This window comes from [Bacillus] enclensis, from assembly GCF_001456935.1.
Classification (GTDB): Bacteria; Bacillota; Bacilli; order Bacillales; family Bacillaceae_B; genus Rossellomorea; species Rossellomorea enclensis.
The window spans coordinates 153,420-171,438 of the sequence record NZ_KQ758484.1 but is presented as its reverse complement, the minus strand read 5'-3'; the positions used below and the strand labels follow the sequence as shown (position 1 = coordinate 171,438).

Annotated in this window: 19 protein-coding genes; 14 read left to right on the top strand and 5 right to left on the bottom strand. The window is 46.3% G+C overall.

The window, feature by feature from the left end; translation table 11 throughout:
- The first annotated feature begins 6 nt into the window (after window positions 1-6).
- The 5 genes from AS034_RS13640 to AS034_RS13620 all read left to right on the top strand — a co-directional run bounded on the left by AS034_RS13640 (window position 7) and on the right by AS034_RS13620 (window position 4,863).
- The gene (locus tag AS034_RS13640; RefSeq protein ID WP_058298914.1) at window positions 7-1,668 is read left to right on the top strand and encodes an SWIM zinc finger family protein; all 1,662 of its coding nucleotides are present in this window, start codon (window positions 7-9) and stop codon (window positions 1,666-1,668) included.
- Between the two features lie 132 nt (window positions 1,669-1,800).
- On the top strand, window positions 1,801-2,097 hold the full coding sequence (locus AS034_RS13635; RefSeq protein WP_058298913.1) for a hypothetical protein: 297 nt from the start codon (window positions 1,801-1,803) through the stop codon (window positions 2,095-2,097).
- Window positions 2,097-2,858 carry an RQC-minor-1 family DNA-binding protein gene (locus AS034_RS13630; RefSeq protein WP_058298912.1) on the top strand — a complete coding sequence of 254 codons (762 nt, stop codon included), beginning with the start codon at window positions 2,097-2,099 and terminating at the stop codon, window positions 2,856-2,858. Before AS034_RS13635 ends, AS034_RS13630 begins: the two co-directional genes overlap by 1 nt.
- A gap of 160 nt (window positions 2,859-3,018) precedes the next feature.
- Window positions 3,019-3,303 carry an SHOCT domain-containing protein gene (locus tag AS034_RS13625; RefSeq protein WP_141687719.1) on the top strand — a complete coding sequence of 95 codons (285 nt, stop codon included), beginning with the start codon at window positions 3,019-3,021 and terminating at the stop codon, window positions 3,301-3,303.
- Window positions 3,304-3,339: 36 nt separating this feature from the next.
- Window positions 3,340-4,863, top strand: a complete 1,524-nt coding sequence (locus AS034_RS13620) for a multicopper oxidase family protein (RefSeq protein ID WP_058298911.1) — start codon at window positions 3,340-3,342, stop codon at window positions 4,861-4,863.
- A gap of 463 nt (window positions 4,864-5,326) precedes the next feature.
- Here the strand turns inward: AS034_RS13620 and AS034_RS13615 are convergent, their stop codons facing one another.
- The 3 genes from AS034_RS13615 to AS034_RS13605 all read right to left on the bottom strand — a co-directional run bounded on the left by AS034_RS13615 (window position 5,327) and on the right by AS034_RS13605 (window position 7,124).
- A complete protein-coding gene (locus tag AS034_RS13615; protein ID WP_058298910.1) occupies window positions 5,327-5,851 on the bottom strand; it encodes an NAD(P)H-dependent oxidoreductase in 525 nt (174 codons plus the stop codon).
- Window positions 5,848-6,513: an SDR family NAD(P)-dependent oxidoreductase gene (locus AS034_RS13610; protein WP_058298909.1), complete on the bottom strand. Its 666-nt coding sequence runs from the start codon at window positions 6,511-6,513 to the stop codon at window positions 5,848-5,850. The genes AS034_RS13615 and AS034_RS13610 overlap by 4 nt, the downstream gene beginning before the upstream one ends.
- Window positions 6,514-6,686: 173 nt before the next feature.
- The gene (locus tag AS034_RS13605) at window positions 6,687-7,124 is read right to left on the bottom strand and encodes a MarR family winged helix-turn-helix transcriptional regulator (protein WP_058298908.1); all 438 of its coding nucleotides are present in this window, start codon (window positions 7,122-7,124) and stop codon (window positions 6,687-6,689) included.
- Between the two features lie 165 nt (window positions 7,125-7,289).
- Between AS034_RS13605 and AS034_RS13600 the strand changes: the two genes are divergently transcribed.
- Window positions 7,290-7,577: a hypothetical protein gene (locus AS034_RS13600; protein ID WP_058298907.1), complete on the top strand. Its 288-nt coding sequence runs from the start codon at window positions 7,290-7,292 to the stop codon at window positions 7,575-7,577.
- Window positions 7,578-7,678: 101 nt separating this feature from the next.
- The gene (locus AS034_RS13595; RefSeq protein ID WP_058298906.1) at window positions 7,679-8,764 is read left to right on the top strand and encodes a flavin monoamine oxidase family protein; all 1,086 of its coding nucleotides are present in this window, start codon (window positions 7,679-7,681) and stop codon (window positions 8,762-8,764) included.
- Between the two features lie 69 nt (window positions 8,765-8,833).
- Here the strand turns inward: AS034_RS13595 and AS034_RS13590 are convergent, their stop codons facing one another.
- Window positions 8,834-9,013 (bottom strand): hypothetical protein, encoded by a 180-nt coding sequence (locus tag AS034_RS13590; RefSeq protein WP_058298905.1) that lies wholly within the window; start codon window positions 9,011-9,013, stop codon window positions 8,834-8,836.
- A gap of 230 nt (window positions 9,014-9,243) precedes the next feature.
- On the opposite strand from AS034_RS13590, the gene AS034_RS13585 reads away from it, so the two are divergent.
- Window positions 9,244-9,480, top strand: a complete 237-nt coding sequence (locus AS034_RS13585; RefSeq protein ID WP_058298904.1) for a glutaredoxin family protein — start codon at window positions 9,244-9,246, stop codon at window positions 9,478-9,480.
- Window positions 9,481-9,518: 38 nt separating this feature from the next.
- Window positions 9,519-10,652 carry an MBL fold metallo-hydrolase gene (locus AS034_RS13580; RefSeq protein ID WP_058298903.1) on the top strand — a complete coding sequence of 378 codons (1,134 nt, stop codon included), beginning with the start codon at window positions 9,519-9,521 and terminating at the stop codon, window positions 10,650-10,652.
- A 274-nt stretch (window positions 10,653-10,926) separates the two neighbouring features.
- Here the strand turns inward: AS034_RS13580 and AS034_RS13575 are convergent, their stop codons facing one another.
- Window positions 10,927-11,493, bottom strand: a complete 567-nt coding sequence (locus AS034_RS13575) for a TetR/AcrR family transcriptional regulator (RefSeq protein ID WP_058299144.1) — start codon at window positions 11,491-11,493, stop codon at window positions 10,927-10,929.
- Window positions 11,494-11,661: 168 nt separating this feature from the next.
- On the opposite strand from AS034_RS13575, the gene AS034_RS13570 reads away from it, so the two are divergent.
- The 5 genes from AS034_RS13570 to chrA all read left to right on the top strand — a co-directional run bounded on the left by AS034_RS13570 (window position 11,662) and on the right by chrA (window position 17,974).
- The gene (locus tag AS034_RS13570) at window positions 11,662-13,719 is read left to right on the top strand and encodes an efflux RND transporter permease subunit (protein WP_058298902.1); all 2,058 of its coding nucleotides are present in this window, start codon (window positions 11,662-11,664) and stop codon (window positions 13,717-13,719) included.
- 2 nt (window positions 13,720-13,721) lie between these two features.
- Window positions 13,722-15,512 carry a hypothetical protein gene (locus AS034_RS13565; protein WP_074440025.1) on the top strand — a complete coding sequence of 597 codons (1,791 nt, stop codon included), beginning with the start codon at window positions 13,722-13,724 and terminating at the stop codon, window positions 15,510-15,512.
- 331 nt (window positions 15,513-15,843) lie between these two features.
- Window positions 15,844-16,284: a cell wall hydrolase gene (locus AS034_RS13560; protein ID WP_032085696.1), complete on the top strand. Its 441-nt coding sequence runs from the start codon at window positions 15,844-15,846 to the stop codon at window positions 16,282-16,284.
- 164 nt (window positions 16,285-16,448) lie between these two features.
- Window positions 16,449-16,754 carry a PadR family transcriptional regulator gene (locus tag AS034_RS13555; protein ID WP_058298900.1) on the top strand — a complete coding sequence of 102 codons (306 nt, stop codon included), beginning with the start codon at window positions 16,449-16,451 and terminating at the stop codon, window positions 16,752-16,754.
- Window positions 16,755-16,765: 11 nt separating this feature from the next.
- Window positions 16,766-17,974 (top strand): chromate efflux transporter, encoded by a 1,209-nt coding sequence (gene chrA / locus AS034_RS13550; protein ID WP_419184987.1) that lies wholly within the window; start codon window positions 16,766-16,768, stop codon window positions 17,972-17,974.
- Window positions 17,975-18,019 lie beyond the last annotated feature (45 nt).

Below are 18,019 nucleotides of genomic sequence, written 5' to 3'. Positions count from 1 at the left end.
CCTGAAATGAATATTCATGATTTCAAGAGGTATATAGATAAAACAATTCTAGTCAGGGGATATGGCTATTACATTGATGGCAATGTCACGAAGGCGTCTAAACAGAGCGAAAACACTTTTCTTTTTCATGTGGAGGGAAGTGATGATTACGAAGTGCTGGTTGAGATGGCAGATGACGGTGAGATTCTTTTTTCCAAATGTGATTGCCCTTATGATTTTGGACCTGTATGTAAACATGAGGTTGCTGCATATTTTAGATTATCGAAGATGTTGAATGAAGATGTTGAAGATATCAAGGGAAATGATGGGCAATCAGACCTTCATATGGTTTTAAAAGGTCTTTCAAAAGAAGAGTTGACTGATATTATCGTAGATATAACGAATCAGGACCCTGCGTTGGAAAACGCTCTCCTGGTTAAATTCTCAAAAGGGGACGATCAGCAGGACCTTGAAGACTGCCGCAGATTAATAGATTCTATCATCAGGAAATATACTGGCAGAGAAGGTTTTATCAGGTATCGTCTTACTAGAGGATTTGTCACAGAAATGGAAGAGGTAGCAGAAAAGGCACGACAAGTTGAAGATACACTTTTGGCCCTGGAAATCGCATTTCTTTTATTTGAGGAAGCGATAGGTGCATTTCAATATGCAGATGATTCTGACGGAGATATTGGCTCCCTGGTTGACGAAACCCTTGAATTAATCGAAGAGATCGTTTTTGGCATCGATGATACAGATCCTCTCCAGTCAGAAATTTTCGGAGTGCTATTAGGACAGGTTGAAAACGACGTTCTAGATGGGTGGAACGATTACAAAATTGATTTGTTGAGTATCTGCTGTGAACTTGTAGATGATATAACGCTGAGGAAGCGGCTGATTGACAAAATTGAATCGATGTTGGATGAAAGATCAAGTGATCGGTATTCACCTTATGAGATTGAAAGCATGCTGCAATTATTGCTTGAATTGACAAAGAAATATGGAACACAAGAAGAAGCCGAAGAGTTTATTTATGAGCACTTGCAATATACAGCTTTTAGAGAGCATTTATTGAATAAGCTGCTGCTGGAGAAAAACGATCATGAGGTCATTGAGTTGGCCAAAGAAGGAGAAGCAAAGGACCATCAATATCCGGGGTTAATATCGAAATGGAAAACGTTCAGATACCTAGCCTATAGGAACCTTTCATTACGTGAACAACAGTATATGCTGGCGAAGGAATTTTTGTTTCAAGGAGATTTTTCCTATTACGAAGACTTAAAAGAATTAACCTCAGAAAATAAAGAGGATTTCTATAGACACTTAAAACAAGAACTAAAGTCAGCCAAAAGCTGGCAGGCGAGAAGTATGTTTCTAAAATTGATAGATGAAGAAAATGACCTGGAAGAATTATTATTATTTGTTAAAAGCAATCCCAGATATATTGAAGAATACGCACATAAATTAATTGAGCATGATAAAGAAAAGGTCGATGAAGTTTATAAGGGTTATATACGGGATGCTGCAAGTTCTTCTTCCAATCGGAAAGCTTACCAAAAGGTGTGTCAAAAATTAATAAATTATAAGAGAATTGCAGGCAAGCCGAAACAAGTAGAGTTGATAGATGAGTTAATGGATCTATATAGAAGAAGGCCGGCTTTTCTAAGCGAATTAGGGAAGATAAAATAAACCTGTCGGCAATACTGTGTTTAGGGGCTCAGTTTTTCATATAAGTAAGACGGTTAAAATATAAAAAATAGAGGGGAACAATGAACCAGGATGCAGGAGGGTTGTTCTTTCAGCAAGGAAGGAGGATTCACCATGGCCAAAAAGAAGAATGCTGATGTCTGGGCTGAAGCTAAGAAGCATTGCAGGATAAATTCAGCTGATATTCAAATGGCGAAAGAACTCGGGATGTCACCGAAGAGTTTGATAAAGAATATCCCTTCAAAGAGTCAGAAGTGGAAAGCTCCAGTGAAGGTCTGGATCAGTGAATTATATGAAGAGAAGTTTGGCCGGATTATTGAAGGTAAGACTGCGCGGATAGACAGTAGTGAAAAGTCTGTAAACAGAAAGAAAATTGACGCCTCTATAAACGATGAGGAGCTGCCGTTTTAATGGACAATCGTATAGAAAAGCTATCCCAAAAAGATATAAAGGCCATCCTAAGGGCCGCAGATTCGATTATTGCACAGGGAGGAAGGTCTCTTCTTTCCAAAATCTTAAAAGGTTCAAAAGATAAGAAAGTGCTCCAGCTGGAATTGGATACCTGTCCAATGTACGGGTATTTCAAGTCGGAGAAACTTGATGACATCATGAAGAAAGTGGACTGGATGATCGATCATGACTTCCTTGACGTCGAATATTTCGGAAAACTCCCGATGATTGTGTATACAGAGCGGGGCTGGCAGATTGAATCTGATCAGTATGCAGATGAACTGATCGATGAATGGAGAGAGTGGGTAAAAGAGGGGGAGCCAGTACCGGACATGACCTATCTTAAAGACCGGGACCGAGGGATGATTCTTTTGATGCTTAAAAAAATCAAGGAATCGGGTGATCGGGCGTTCCTCCCTTTTTTAGAAGCATGGGAGAAAGTAGATTATAAAAAGGTTCGGGCTGAAATCAAGGAAGTGATTCATGCGATGGAGCAGCAGGAAGGAATTGACGGACAAGCTTCACAAGAAAGGGAGGTACTCCTTAAAGAAGCGTTGGAAGGTTCGGCGCCTGAGGACTTAAGATTGAAATGCTGGGAGTGCGGCGAGCGGTTCATGTTTACTGTCGGAGAGCGGAAGTTTTATAAGCAGAAGGGATTCTCACTGCCAAAGAGGTGTGAAGATTGCAGAAGGTCGGATGGTCGGGCTGGATGGTACTTATAAAAAGAATACATGACAAAAGAAAAGGATACTCTTCAATTATTTGAGGAGTATCCTTTTATGTGTTTTTCATTCTCGGAAAGCCTCCCCACACAATTTGCCTCCCCCTACATATTTTCTGCAAAAATTCAGGGTAGAATCCTATAGGGTACGAGGTATTTGTTTGAAACGAGGAAAAAGCGTAAATAACACCATCAAAGGAGATGATTTTATGATGAACGGCGGAGGTATGGGTGGAGGATTTTTCGGAACAGGTTTTCTGTTTGTACTTATTGTTATTGCCATTATAGCCATTTTCATTTGGATGATGAGGTCTAATCCAAAAAATGAGTCTCACCATTCTAATCAAAATAGTAACCAGGCATTGAATGTGTTAAAAGAGAGGCTCGCAAAGGGAGATATTACGGAAGAAGAATATGATCGTCTGAAAAGAAAGCTGGATCAATAGAGGATTGATATCGGCGAATAGTAAGGAGACTCATCGATGAATAAGAAAATAATTGGAACTGTTTTAATTGCAATCCTTTTGGTCATTGGAGTAGTGGTTTATCTTAATTCCCCTTGGAACCAAAGCGGAAGCGGGTCATTACCTGAGGGAGTTAAAAATGGTGGTAAGAGTATATTGGAGGTCGGCGCCCAGGAAAAAGGGGACCGGGATGTAAAGACATTCAATTTAACCGCCCAGGAAAAAGAATGGAAAATCAGTGATGGGAAATCGGTAAACGCCTGGACCTATAATGGAACAGTGCCAGGGGAGCCGATCACGGTTACAGAAGGTGATTATGTAAAAGTGAATCTGAAGAACGAGCTTGATGTACCGGTCACGATTCACTGGCATGGTGTCCTCTTGCCGAACAAGATGGATGGAGTTCCCGGACTGACTCAAGATGCGGTGCAGCCTGGAGAAAGTTTCACCTATGAGTTTATTGCAAATGATGCCGGTACTTACTGGTATCATTCTCATCAACAAAGCTCAAAACAGGTGGATAAAGGCTTGTATGGCCCGTTGGTCATTGAAGAAAAAGAAAAAGAGTATGAAAAAGATGAATTTTTCATTCTTGATGAATGGGCAGTAGATCAGGAAAAACGTGATTTATCCAATATGGGGGGAATGATGAAGGGTGCGATGTCCGGTGACGGGGAAGCGGATACGAAACAAATGTATGACACGTTCACAGTGAATGGAAAATCAGCTGATGCCATTGAGCCCCTTAAGATGGAAAAAGGTGAAAAAGCAAGATTGCGATTCGTCAATGCGGGTTACCAGGTGCACAAGTTAGTGTTCCCCGAAGGTTCCATGCGTGTAATTGCCAGTGACGGAGAAAAAGTTGTGTCAGAAGGGAATACCTCCAATGTACTGGAAATTGCACCGGGTGAACGATTTGATGTAGAGTTTACCAAACTGAACGAAGAAACGATGTTCATCGGCCAGGAACAGAATGTAAAAAATGCAGAAGACATGGTGATTCCAATTGTATCAGGGAATAATGCCTCCAAAGACAAAGCAGTGCTGGCTTCCGGAAAAGGTGTCTCCAAAGGGATATCGTATGGAAGTGAAAACACCATATTCAAAGAAACACCTACCCCTGATGTAAATTACACGATGGACTTAAGCATGGGGATGGATATGGGAGAAGGCATGTCATTTCAAATCAATGATAAAACCTTTCCCGATACGCCGCCGATAGAAGTAAATGAAGGAGACATAGTGAAGGTTACATTGAAAAATACAGGCAGGATGAATCATCCTATGCATTTGCATGGTCACCGGTTTCAAGTCAACTCAAAAAACGGGGAAGAATTCGACCAGCCAATCGTGAAGGACCTCATCCATGTGAAACCGGGAGAAGAATACGTTATCTATTTCAAGGCGGAGAACCCGGGAGAGTGGCTGTTCCACTGCCACGATAACAATCATGCCGACAGGGGAATGGTGACGATCGTTGATTATGATGGGGTATATTCACCGTTTGAATTAGATGGGGAAAACGGTAATCAACCTAATTAAAAGCATACGCATCGTTTTGTCTGCGTGTAAACAATGGTTTGGTCCTTGAAGATGACGCATACGCGCATTGGAATAAGTAAGCCAAATGGCGGCTTTATTTTGGTTTTCTTATCATTCCTGATCAAATGCCTGGCTGCAGAGACTGGTTTCTTCTTATGATAAAGATTATTCGACATGAAGGGCATAATTTACAGCGGGAAGGGCGCAATTATTTTTACGAAGGGCATAATAAAAAAATATGGGGTGTAATTAATCAATTGAAAGGCACTATTCCCTTGATGAAGGGTGCAATTAGCCCCGACTGCCTTCTCCATAGCCTTTCTACAGTCTGTGATGGCCGGCTGCAAGGACCGTTTGCCGGTTTTCATGGATATTCAGTGAAGTTCTAACCTGATTTGTTATAAGTTTTATAGCAAAAAGGAGATGTCCTAATGGATATCTCCTTTAAATTTGATGAATTTTTTTACCTGGATAACGTAATGTGATTGATATACTCTTCTGCACTCTCCCTCACCTGATCTTCACCCAGCATCCGCACCCCTTGAAGCACGAAAGAAGGGAGGAAGCGCATCCCTGTCAAATTGGCCGTTGCCTGGAAAGGCTTTGTGAGTTCGCTCATACTGTAGTGGTTGTACCCTCCTGCCTGATAGGCTGCTTCGGGCCCGCCTGTTGAAATGGCCAGCATGAAATCCTTCCCGTGCAGTTTTGTCCCCTCGGAACCGTATGCCCAGCCATATGTGAGTACGGCGTCCTGCCATTCTTTTAATAGTGAAGGGCTGCTGTACCAGTAGAAAGGGAATTGGAAGACGATTCTGTCATGAGCGAGGAGAAGCGCCTGTTCCCTTTCGACATCGATATGCTTATGGGGATATTCTTCGTATAAATCGTGAACAGTGATGTCCGGTTCCTCTGATAATCTTTGTTTCCAGGTTTTGTTTATCCTGGATTCGTTGATATTCGGATGTGCGACGATGACGAGTGTTTTCATTGTGATTTTTCCTCCTGTCCATACACCACTTCTGCGTTAGTGCGGTCTATATGCATGTCATAAATGGCTTCGGCGATATTTTCTGCTGAAAAATAGGTGTCTTCCTGTACAAATCCGTTGATGGTCAAGGTTCCTGCGTATACTCCCTTTGGGCTGAGTTCCTGATTCAGGCTGTATGCGAGATTCCGCAGGGCCGCTTTCCCAACAGAAAGGGAAGCATATTCTGCATATGGATTCAGTGCAAGGCCGCCCCCTGTAAGGAGGATGGAGCCTGCGCGCGCTTCTAAGTCAGGCAGGACTTCCTGCACGGCAGTAAGCGCTCCTGCCGTGTTGACTTTGAAATCATATACGAAGTCTTCCGGACTGATCGTTGTCGGGTTTCCGGGTTTGATCGAAGCCGCATTGTAGAGAAGGACATCGATTGTTTCTCCAAATGCTGCTCTTACTGAACGCAGCGCCTTCCGCAGTGAGGCAGGAGATGAAACGTCTCCTTGAAAACCTTTCGCATTGATCTTCTGCGAAGCCAGATTCTGTTCCAGTTTTTCCAACGATTCCTGAGTGCGTGAAATCAGGGCGACGTTAAATCCTTTCGCTCCGAATGTTTTTGCAGCCTGAAAGCTGATTCCTTTACCTGCTCCGATGATGACGATGGTTTTCTTCATATTTGTTTCCTCCTGATTAGAATGATATTTGTATATGCAAATGATAGAGTAAAAAAATAAGCGGATATGGTCAGTCGTTTTATTTGTATGTGCAAATGATAGAATGAAAAAGACGGTGAGAAGAGGTTGTTTGTATATGCAAATGAATAGGTAAAAAAGAGCTCTTCATGCAATCACTCTTCTTTTTCCAGCTTGTTGCTTGCCTCGTGCAGCATTCTGCTTAAGTTAAGGCTGAAATCTCTTCCCAATGTTTCGGAATAATCATCGAATAGTTCCTTGATTGAAACGCGGAACTGTCTGTACATTTCTTCTCCTTCTTGTGTCAGGGAGATAAACGTCTGTTTTCCAGACATCTTTCTTGAGACGAGTTGTTTCTTTTCGAGCTTATCGATGAAGCGGGTGCTGGTCGAAGGAGCAATCGACAGTTTCCGGCACAGCTCTTTCTGAGTGATTTCCGGATGGAAGTGAACGACCATGATCATATAAAAATAGGAAGGGGCCAGCTCACCGGCATCAAGGAACTTTTCAGCCAGTTTAGTAATATTGCGCGCAAAGCGGCTGGCGGTAAAATATAGACAATGGATAAGGACTTCTTCCTCTTCGTTTTTCAAGACCTTCACCTCTTTCATTTGCATATACAAATTAACATGGATCAAAATACATTGTCAACATGGAAGGTTGATTCCTTCCTCAAGTCTCTACACAAAAACGAGTTTTGAAACTATATAGGGGGAATCAGCCTCCTCCCTGTGGTATGTAGTAGAGAGGTGATTTCCATGTTTAAGAGATATTTACGCTTTAATATAAAATTATTTCCTCTATATCTGGGATTGGCATTCATGTTGATGATAGCCATCTTTTTCGGCGAGGATGGCGGTAAGTTTCTGGAAGAGGCGGCAATCGCCATCGTACAGCTCAGCTTCATTGTCCTTATTCCTAATATTGTTTATATGTTTCGGCATAGGAGGGAATCAGGAAGTTTGATAGGACTGTTGGGGATGATTCCCGTCATTCCGGTTCCGTTTGTCCTGATCGCTATTCTGTTAAAAGTCTTGTATGTATAGATGAAGTGCGGGGACAGTTCTCTTCCTTTGTACTTCATAAGGAAATCTGATAATCTGCTTTCATATAAGAATCAGGAAATTGTATAAAAGGAGGTTGGCAAATGAAAGATCCCATCATTATTGTCGGAGCAGGACTGAGCGGACTCAGGGCGGCTTCCCTGCTTATAGCAAAAGGAATCCCATGCCGGGTTTTGGAAGCACGCGGCCGCATCGGGGGCAGGGTATTGAGTGAACCCGCAGGTAACGGTCCTGACGCGGGCATGTATGACCTGGGCCCGACTTGGTTCTGGCCGGAGCATGAGACTTATATTAAGAATTTGATTAGTGAACTGGGCATACCGGTGTTTGAACAGCATACGGAAGGAGCCCTGCTGTTCGAACAAACGGAAAGTCAACCTGCAGAGCGGCATGTGCTGCCCGCTGGTGCTGTTGAAAAATCAATGCGGATCGAAGGGGGAGTGCGGACGCTCATAGAAGCCGTGGCAGAGACCCTTCCTGAGGGAACTGTCGAATTGCATTCATCAGTGAAGGCCGTTCAAATGAGTGAGGAAGGGACTGTTGAGCTTGAAGTGGAGCAGCCTGTTGGAGAGAAGAAGATCCGTGCAGCCGCCGTCATCCTGGCCCTGCCCCCGCGGATAGCAGCCGGGAAGATTGAGTTCTCACCCCCGCTCCCCCGGGATCTTTCAGCCAGCCTGCTGGAAAAACCGACGTGGATGGGCGGTCATGCAAAGGTTGTGGCTGTGTATGACCGGCCATTCTGGCGCAAAGAAGGTTTATCAGGACAGGCCATGAGCTGGGCAGGCCCCCTTCAGGAAATCCATGATGCCTCGCTTCCTTCAGGGAATGGTGCACTCTTCGGTTTCTTTGGGATTCCAGCGGAGACACGCAGGGAACTAGGGAAGGACAGGACGCTCCAGCTTGTTCTTAACCAGCTGAAACGGCTATTCGGTCCGGCTGCGGAAAAACCGATCGCATTGTTATATAAAGATTGGTCCGCTGAGCCGCTGACCGCTGTTGAGGAAGATGCCGAACGGATGGCGGCCTTTCCGGCATACGGTCCCCCGGTGAATGCGGGGATCTGGGAGAAGAAACTATTATTTGCCGGGACAGAAACCTCCCTGGAACACGGCGGGCATCTTGAAGGGGCACTTCGTTCAGCAGAGCGTGCTGTAAAGGAAATAAGGTAGTTGGAATAAATACAAGGGCCTGAACGCAGGAGCATCATCCACGTTCAGGCCCTGCTTTTATGGCGCGGCTCAGAAATGACGAGTGGAACCGGCAAGCTGTTCCAGCCGGTGCACCTTCCGGCTTAATCTATAGACCGTACGATCAAGCTCATGAATCTGTTTTTCCAGCATTTCCAACCGGTAGGAGCAGACATTTGCGGAGTATTGCCTCGGCATGAGAGGGACGGCTGGTAAGTATCTTGAATACATTATTCTAATCACCTCGCTTGGTTAAAAGGGGCTTTCTTAAAGGGTATTCACAGTATGGGAGAAGAGTATGGGCACAAAGGGAAAATCACGTTCACAAAATCTTCAACTTAAATCGTTGACATTCTATAAAATACCAAATAAAATACCTGTAGGGGTATAAGGAGAACAGAAAAAATTCCCCGCTTAATGAAGGCTAATGAAACTAATCAAAATAAAAGGAGAGATCCATGATGAATCAAAACGTAACGGTTTACTCGACAAATACTTGTCCTTACTGCACCATGATGAAAAACTTCCTGAGCGGTCAGGGGATTCCATTTAAAGAAGTGAATGTTCAGGAAGACCCTGTGGCAGTAAGGAAACTAGTCGAAACGACTGGGCAGATGGGTGTGCCGCAGACTGAAGTGAACGGACAGTGGGTACTGGGCTTCGATCCTAATAAAGTAATGGAACTGTTGAATAAGTAAATTTTTTTATAAATAAATATACCGTAGGGGGTAAAGTGATGGCTGTGAAAAAATGGACGGCTGCAGATGTGACTGAAAAGATTTTGAATAAAGAAAACCTCTTTATACTGGATGTCCGCAATGTCAGTGACTTCGAGGATTGGAAAATTGAAGGAGAAAACTTCGATTATTTGAATGTACCTTATTTCGAGCTGCTTGATGGTGTGGAAGAAATCAAGGCGAAGCTCCCATCCGGCCGTGAGATCCTGATTGTGTGTGCGAAAGAAGGGTCTTCGATGCTGGTGGCTGATATGCTTGATGAAGAGGGAATCGATACAGCCTACCTCAGCGGCGGGATGAAATCCTGGAGCGAGCATCTGCACCAGACGAAGGTCTATGAAGATGAAAAGATCAAGGTCTATCAATTTGTCCGGGTCGGAAAAGGCTGCTTATCGTATATGGTCGTTTCCGATGACGAAGCACTGATTATAGATCCGGCGAGATTTGTAGATCAGTATATGGAAGCTGCAAAGGCTGAGGGTGCGAATATCACCCATATCGTGGACTCACACCTGCACGCCGACCATATTTCAGGCGGGAAGGAACTTGCCGATGCAACAGGCGGATCCTATTACTTGATGAAGAGTGAAGGAGCGGTCTTCGATTTCAACCCATTCGAAGATCATGAGAAAATCGTGTTCAAGGACATCGAACTTGAAGTACTCGCCGTGAAGACACCGGGCCATACGCCAGGGAGTGTATCGTTCTTCGTGAATAAGAAACTATTATTCTCCGGCGATACAATCTTTGTCAGCGGGCTCGGCCGACCCGATCTCGGAAACAAGGTCAGGGAATGGGCGAATGACCTGTACAACACGGTCTACACAAAAGTGTCCGAGATTGCGGATGATGTCATCGTCCTTCCATCCCACTATGCAGACTTCGATACGGAACTGAATGAAGACGGATATATCGGCGACACATTAGGGAATATCAGGACGCGAAATGAGAAGATGTTCACCGCTTCCCGGGAAGCATTCCTTGATGACGTGGAGAAATCCGCAAGTTCAGTCAAACCGCCAAACTTCGAAGAAATCATCATGATCAACCGCGGAGTGCAGGATGCTGATCGTGCGCGGAAGCAGGAGCTTGAAATCGGTCCGAACCGCTGTGCGGTTCACCATACGGATTGATTTGGTTGAAAGGAAGAAGGGTGTCCGTGGGATGCCCTTCTTTTTTTTGGGTAAAGATTATTCGACACGAAGGGCGCAATTATTGGCGGGAAGGGCGCAATTTTTTTTATGAAAGGCACAATAAAAAAATAAGGGGTGCAATTAATCAAATGAGAGGTAGAATTCCATCGACGAAAGGCACAATTATCTGCAAGTGCCTTCTCCATCGCCTTATGACCGACGTGTGAGGGCCGGTTTTAAAGGCCGGCTGCCGGTTTTTCATGATTCACCGCTCTTACCGCACCCCCGACAACCCCCGATTAATAAAATGATGCAGTATCCCCGCCATCTCCCCGGGTGTTTTATCCATTCCGTTTTCCAGCCAATTTTTTATCACATGAATACTTCCGCTCACCATGAACATATTGATGTATTCATAGGTTTCCTGGTCGATCCGGCTGTCGGTGACCCAGTTTTTGAAGATGAATTCGTGGGTGATGCCCATTCCTTTTTTCAAGAAATACATATCGGTGTTCTCGCTGAGGAGGATCTTGCAGATTCCGTTTTTGTCTGCGAGGAATTCGAATAGTTTTTCGGTCATCTGAAGGGCTTCCTCTTCTTTTGAAAAATTATACCTGCCAAGCGTTGCGACGAGGTCTTCGATGAATTCTTCTTCGATTGATTCGAGCAGCTCGTATTGGTTCGAGTAGTGGGCGTAGTAGGTGGAACGGTTGATGTCTGCCGTTTCGCAGATTTCTTTGATGGTGAGATTCGAGATTGATTTTTCCTGAAGCAGCTTCAGGAGGCTTTCTTTTAAAACCATGCGGGTGTATTGTTTGCGCCTGTCCATTTTTGAAGTCATATCCATGTTCCTTTCTTTCCAATTTCAGCCACATTGTCAGTTATCCGACATATGGCAGAAGAGTGTTGGCTATAGAACATTCACTACCCAACTGTCCGTTGAATATCCAACACGGTGTTTATTATAATGATAAGGTGAAAATGTTGGAGAAACAAGTGAGGTTGAAAAATGACAAATATTGCATCGTGGATTATAAAGCATAAGAAGGCTGTGCTGATCGTGTTTGTGCTGTTGACGGTCCTGTCGACGGCAGCGCAGTTTTTCGTGAAGGTCAATTATAATATGGTCGATTATCTGCCCGATGATGCCGAGGCGACGCGGGCGATGGAGACCATGGAGGAAGAATTTACGGGAGCGGTGCCGGATACCCGGGTCATGGTCACCGATGTATCGATCCAGGAGGCAATGGCCTATAAGGAAAAACTGGAGTCGATTGACGGAGTGACTGACGTCATGTGGCTTGATGATATGGTCGACCTCAACACGCCGCTTGAGGTGGCGGACCGGGATACGGTCGAGAATTACTATAAAGACCGGAATGCGCTGTTTTCGATCAGTGTGCGGACCGGTGATGAAGTCCGGATCACGGACGAAATTTATGAGCTGATCGGGGAAGAAGGGGCGATTGCCGGGGAAGCAGCCAATACGGCGAACTCTCAGAAGATGGCCGGCAATGAGTCAATGTATGCGGGGATGCTTCTCGTTCCGCTGATCATTCTGATTCTCGTCCTCTCGACGACATCTTGGGTCGAGCCGCTGTTCTTCTTGACGGCGATCGGGGTGTCGGTTCTGATCAACCTCGGGACGAACATCTTCCTGGGGGAAGTGTCATTCGTGACGCAGTCGGTTGCGCCGATCCTGCAGCTGGCGGTGTCGCTTGATTACGCGGTGTTCCTGCTGTACAGCTTCCAGGATTACCGGAAGGAGACGGATAATCCTGAAGAAGCGATGAAGCTTGCGATGAAGAAGTCGTTCCCGGCAATCACGGCGAGTGCGGCGACGACGTTCTTCGGCTTCATCGCGCTGACGTTCATGGAATTTCAGATCGGGTCGGACCTTGGCGTGAACCTCGTGAAGGGGATCGTCCTGAGTTTCATCAGCGTGATGGTCTTCCTGCCTGCTCTGACGCTTGTTTTTTATAAATGGATGGATAAAACGAAGCATAAGAGCTTCGTTCCGGACTTCAAGGGTATCGGGAACAAAGTGGTCAAATTGAAGATACCGAGTTTGATCCTTGTGTTCGCGATCATTGTGCCGGCTTTTCTGGGGCAGACGAACACTAAGTTCATCTACGGTTCGGGTGAAGCGCCTGAAGACACCCGGGTAGGCAGTGATTTCAAAAAGGTGGAAGAGGCATTCGGTGAGACCACGCCGATCGTCATGCTTGTCCCTAAAGGGGATATGGCGAAAGAGAAAGAGCTTGTCGAGGATATCGAGAACCTCGACTATGTCACGGGCGTCATGGCGTATGTGAATCAGGTCGGGACCGAGATCCCGCCTGACTATCTCGACAAGTCGATCACCGATGAATTCTACTCGGAAAATTACAGCCGGATCGTCATTAACACGAATCAGAGTACAGAAGGCGAGGTCCCTTTTTCAATCGTCGAAAAGGTGAAAAAAGCGGCCTCCGATTATTACGGGGATGATGCCCTTGCGCTTGGCGAAAGCGTGACGCTGTATGATATCAAAAATACGGTCACGAAGGATAATGTGGTCGTCAACGTGCTGACGGTTGTGACGATTGCGCTCGTACTCCTGTTCAGCTTCCGGTCGATCACCATTCCGATCATCCTGCTTATCACCATCGAATCGGCGGTCTGGATCAATCTGTCGATCCCGTACTTTACGAATACGCCGCTCGTGTTCGTCGGCTATTTGATCATCAGTACGGTGCAGCTGGCCGCGACGGTCGACTATGGAATCCTGTTCACGGAAGCGTACACCCATTACCGGAAGGAGATGCCTGCGAAAGCGGCCATCGTGAGGACGCTTGATGAAAAAACGTTCTCGATCTCGATTTCAGCGGCGATCCTGTCGAGTGTCGGATTCATCCTTTGGATTACGTCCTCCAATCCGATCGTCGGTTCCATCGGGCTCTTGATGGGAAGAGGGGCGCTCCTCGCGTTCATCATGGTATTGTTCGTGCTGCCGGCGATGCTTCTGGTATTTGATAAATTCAATAAGAAAACGACATATAAATCAAACTATTATGAGGAGAAATGATGATGAGAAAAAAACGACTGACCTATAGTGCACTCGCATTGATGCTGTTCTTGCCTTCATTTCTGAGTGTGCCTGTCCAGGCTGCAACGGAAGGGAAGGTGTCGTCGAAGGATGAGGTGGTGTATGCGACCTTGACCGCGGACGGCGGCCTCGATCATATCTATGTCGTGAATACGTTTGATGTCGCTCGCGCAGGTAAGATCCTCGATTACGGCCGCTACAGCAGCGTAAAGAACCTGACCGACCTGAAAGAACTGAACCAGGAAGGGAAGAAAATCGAAATGGAAGCCCCCGAAGGGAAATTTACGTATCAAGGGAATATGAGTGAAGAGACGGAGCTTCCGTGGGATGTGAAGGTTTCCTATGTACTCGATGGACAGAAGGTGGATCCCTCTGAGCTTGCCGGAAAGAGCGGGCATCTTGAAATCAACATCGATACCGCTGAAAATACGAGCGGCGACTCTGTTTTTTACGAAAACTATTTACTGCAGGTATCACTGAGCCTCCCGAATACGTATGAAAATATCGAAGCGGGGGACGGGATGGTGGCGAATGCCGGCAAGAATAAGCAGGTCACCTTCACCGTCATGCCTGGAAAAGAGAAGAAGCTGACAGTGGAAGCGGATGTGAAGGACTTTGAATTCAAAGGAGTCGAAATCGCTGCGGTCCCGTCCACGCTTCCGATCGATACGACAGGGACCGAGGGCATGACCGATGATATGTCCGAACTGTCTGATGCAATCGGCCAGTTGAATGACGGCGTGGCTGAGCTAGAGGACGGGGTGTCACAGCTCAATAACGGTGCAGCAAGCCTCCAGGATGGATCTGCACAGGTGAAAAATGGACTTGGGGAACTGAACGGATCGTCGTCTCAGTTAGTCGGTGCGTCAAGTTCGATCCGCGATGCGCTTGCAACCATTAATAAGTCCCTATCCGGGCAATCGGCTGAAGTGGATTTGTCCAGTTTGAATGAACTGCCTGCGGGGCTGAATCAGCTTGCTGGCGGATTAAATGAGACGGCAGCCGGGATGACGAAGCTGAAGGATAATTATTCGCAGGCTTATGCCGCACTGGATGGAGCCATCAAGGAGATTCCGGCCAGTCAGGTTTCTGAAGAAGATATCGCTGCTTTGCGTGAGAGTGCGGCGAATCCGGAAGTCGTCGATAAGCTGGCAGCGTCCCATGCAGCTGCGCAAAAGGTGAAAGGGACGTATGACAGCGTGAATCAAGCGTTTGCAGCAGTCGAGCCGTCGCTGAATCAAATGAACGGTGCGGTGAAGGAAATCAGTGGACAGCTGACGTCGATCTCGAACAATCTGTCCTCTTCCCTGAAGGAAACGGACATGAGCGGTCTGGCGGAACTTCAAAAAGGACTGAGCCAGCTGTCAGGCCAATATGGAAAGTTCCACTCAGGACTTGTAAGTTATACAAACGGTGTGGGTGAGCTTTCCGCGAATTACGGAAAGCTCCATTCCGGAATCGCTGAGCTTGCCGGCGGAACAAGTGAACTGTCAGGCGGGGTGAACGAGCTCCATGACGGTACATCTGAATTGCATCAGGAAACAAAAGACCTTCCTGAAAAGATGCAGGCTGAAATCGATAAGATGCTGGCAGAATACGATAAGTCCGATTTCAAACCGGTCTCCTTCGTTTCTTCTGAGAATAAGAAAGTCTCCTCGGTCCAGTTCGTAATCAAGACGGAGAGCATTGAGAAGGAAGAGAAAAAAGTCAAGAAGGCGGAACCTGAGAAAGAGAAAGGGTTCTGGGAGTTGTTTTTGAATTTGTTCAGGTAAGATAAGTGAGTTTTTTGGGGGCAGGCGGTGTCAGGCACGGATTGGCGGTTTTGTGCCAGGAACAAATGGTGTGTTTTGTGCCAGGAACAATCAGGGTTAATTGTGCCTGGCACAATCTGGGCGATTTGTGCCAGGCACAGACACCGCAGATTGAGCCTGGCTCATTTACCCGTATTTGAGCCAGTTCCCTCCATCATCCGCAAAAAAAAAACACTAATAAACAGGGACTGCATTTCCACCGGAATCTGCAGCCCTGTTTTTTTACACATCAATATAAGAATCCGGACATCAACCCACTCTTTTTTCATACACTATTTCTGAGGTGAAAATTATGCCAAGAGTGAAATATACAGATGCGGACGTTGCGTTGATGGCCAGGATGATGAGGGCCGAAGCTGAGGGTGAAGGGAAGCAGGGCATGCTGTATGTGGGCAATGTCATCGTAAACCGTGCTGTGGCGGATTGTCTGGATTTCAGAGATGTCAGGACCATCCGGCAGGTCATCTTTCAGGTGCAGGGCAGTAATTATTCGTTTGAAGCGGTTCAGAAGGGGAATCTTTTTTATAACAGAGCGAGATCGGTTGAGAAAAGGCTCGCGAAACAGAACCTGGATTACTGGAGGCAGCACCCGGGTAAATATGCCCTATGGTATTTCAATCCGTATGCACCGTGCCCGCCGACATGGTACGGGCAGCCGTTTGCAGGGCAGTTCAAAAATCACTGTTATTATGAACCGGCAGCCGGGACTTGTGCAAGTGTGTATGGAGGCTGAAGAAAAGGAACTTTCGTTTCTCAACGGAAGTTCCTTTTTTAGGTTGGATTGTTACGTCTGTGTAAAGATATGTGGAAAGAGTTGAATCGGAGTTTAAGATGGTATAAAATCAAAATCGAAAATCGATATCGAAGTTTGATAATGCATGCAGGGAGGGATTTTTTATGGAAAATAAAGTACTGCGGAAACTGTTCCTGGGATTCATCCACATTCATATCCTTCACCATGCGAAAGAGGAGCCGGTCTACGGGGCCTGGATGGTGGAGGAGCTCCATGAGCACGGGTATGATATCAGCGCCGGGACGCTCTATCCGATTCTTCACGGCATGGAAAAGGACGGGCTCCTCTCCAGGGAAGATGTCAATGTGGACGGGAAGATCCGGAAATATTACCGCACGACCGATAAAGGGGATACCGTCCTGCAGGAAGCCAGGGCGAAGGCTTATGAGCTCTTTAAAGAAATCAAGTAGAAGGAAGGTGTTTGAAATTGAATCAACAGCTTAAAGATAGAAGCAGATGGTCGGTACTGCTTGAAATATTATTCACGTCCACCAAGCTTGGACTGACTTCGTTTGGCGGACCTGTGGCGCATCTTGCTTATTTTAAGGATGAGTATGTGGACAGAAGGAAGTGGCTGACGGATAAGACGTATGCAGATCTGATCGCATTATGCCAGTTCCTTCCTGGGCCGGCGAGCAGCCAGGTGGGGATTTCGATCGGCATGCTGCGCGGGGGGATCCTGGGAGGGATCATTTCATTCCTTGGATTTACATTGCCTTCGGTGATTGTACTAGTGATTTTTGCACTGCTTTACCAAACTTTTACGCTTGGAGATGCAGGGTTTATCCACAGTTTGAAGGTAGTCGCGGCTGCCGTTGTACTCCATGCATTGATCGGCTTGGGGAAAAAACTGACACCGGATAAAAGCATGATCGCGATTGCGCTTGGGGCAGCGGTGATCATGCTGGTGGCTCCATCAGCGTGGATCCAGATCTTGATTATTGTGGCTGCCGGCCTGCTGGGGTGGAAACTGTTTAAGGATAAGGCTGAATCAAAGATCGAGCCGTTCCACGTCAGTATTTCGAAAAAAACCGGATTGGCCTCGTTATCTGTATTAATCGGATTATTAATCTTTCTTCCAATTTTGAATAACACCTTCAACAGCAGCCTGCTCAATATCTTTGATGTCTTCTTCAGGGTAGGGTCACTTGTGTTCGGCGGCGGACATGTGGTCCTTCCGATGATTGAAAGGGAACTCGTTCCGCAAGGTCTGCTGTCGGCTGATGAATTCCTGGCAGGTTACGGAATGGCGCAGGCTGTACCGGGTCCGTTGTTCACGTTTTCGAGTTATCTTGGAACGATGATGGAAGGTATTGCAGGGGCTGCGGTAGCGACAGCGGCGATCTTTCTGCCTTCATTCCTGCTCATTGTGGCTGCACTTCCTTTCCTGAGCGAGCTGCGAAAGCGCGCCGCATTCCAGGGAATCCTTATGGGGGTGAATGCCAGCGTGGTCGGAATCCTGCTCGCTGCATTTTATGATCCAGTGATCAAAAGCTCGATTCTTGATGGTTCGGATTTTGCTCTGGGTGCGGTTTTATTCGCACTGCTTAATGTTTGGAAAGTCCCTGCCTGGATGATTGTGATCATTGGGGTTGCGGGCGGATATATTTTGCAGGCACTTGGATTTTAATACCGGTGGACCCCTTGAAGTGGGGAGGGGTCTTTATTTTATAAG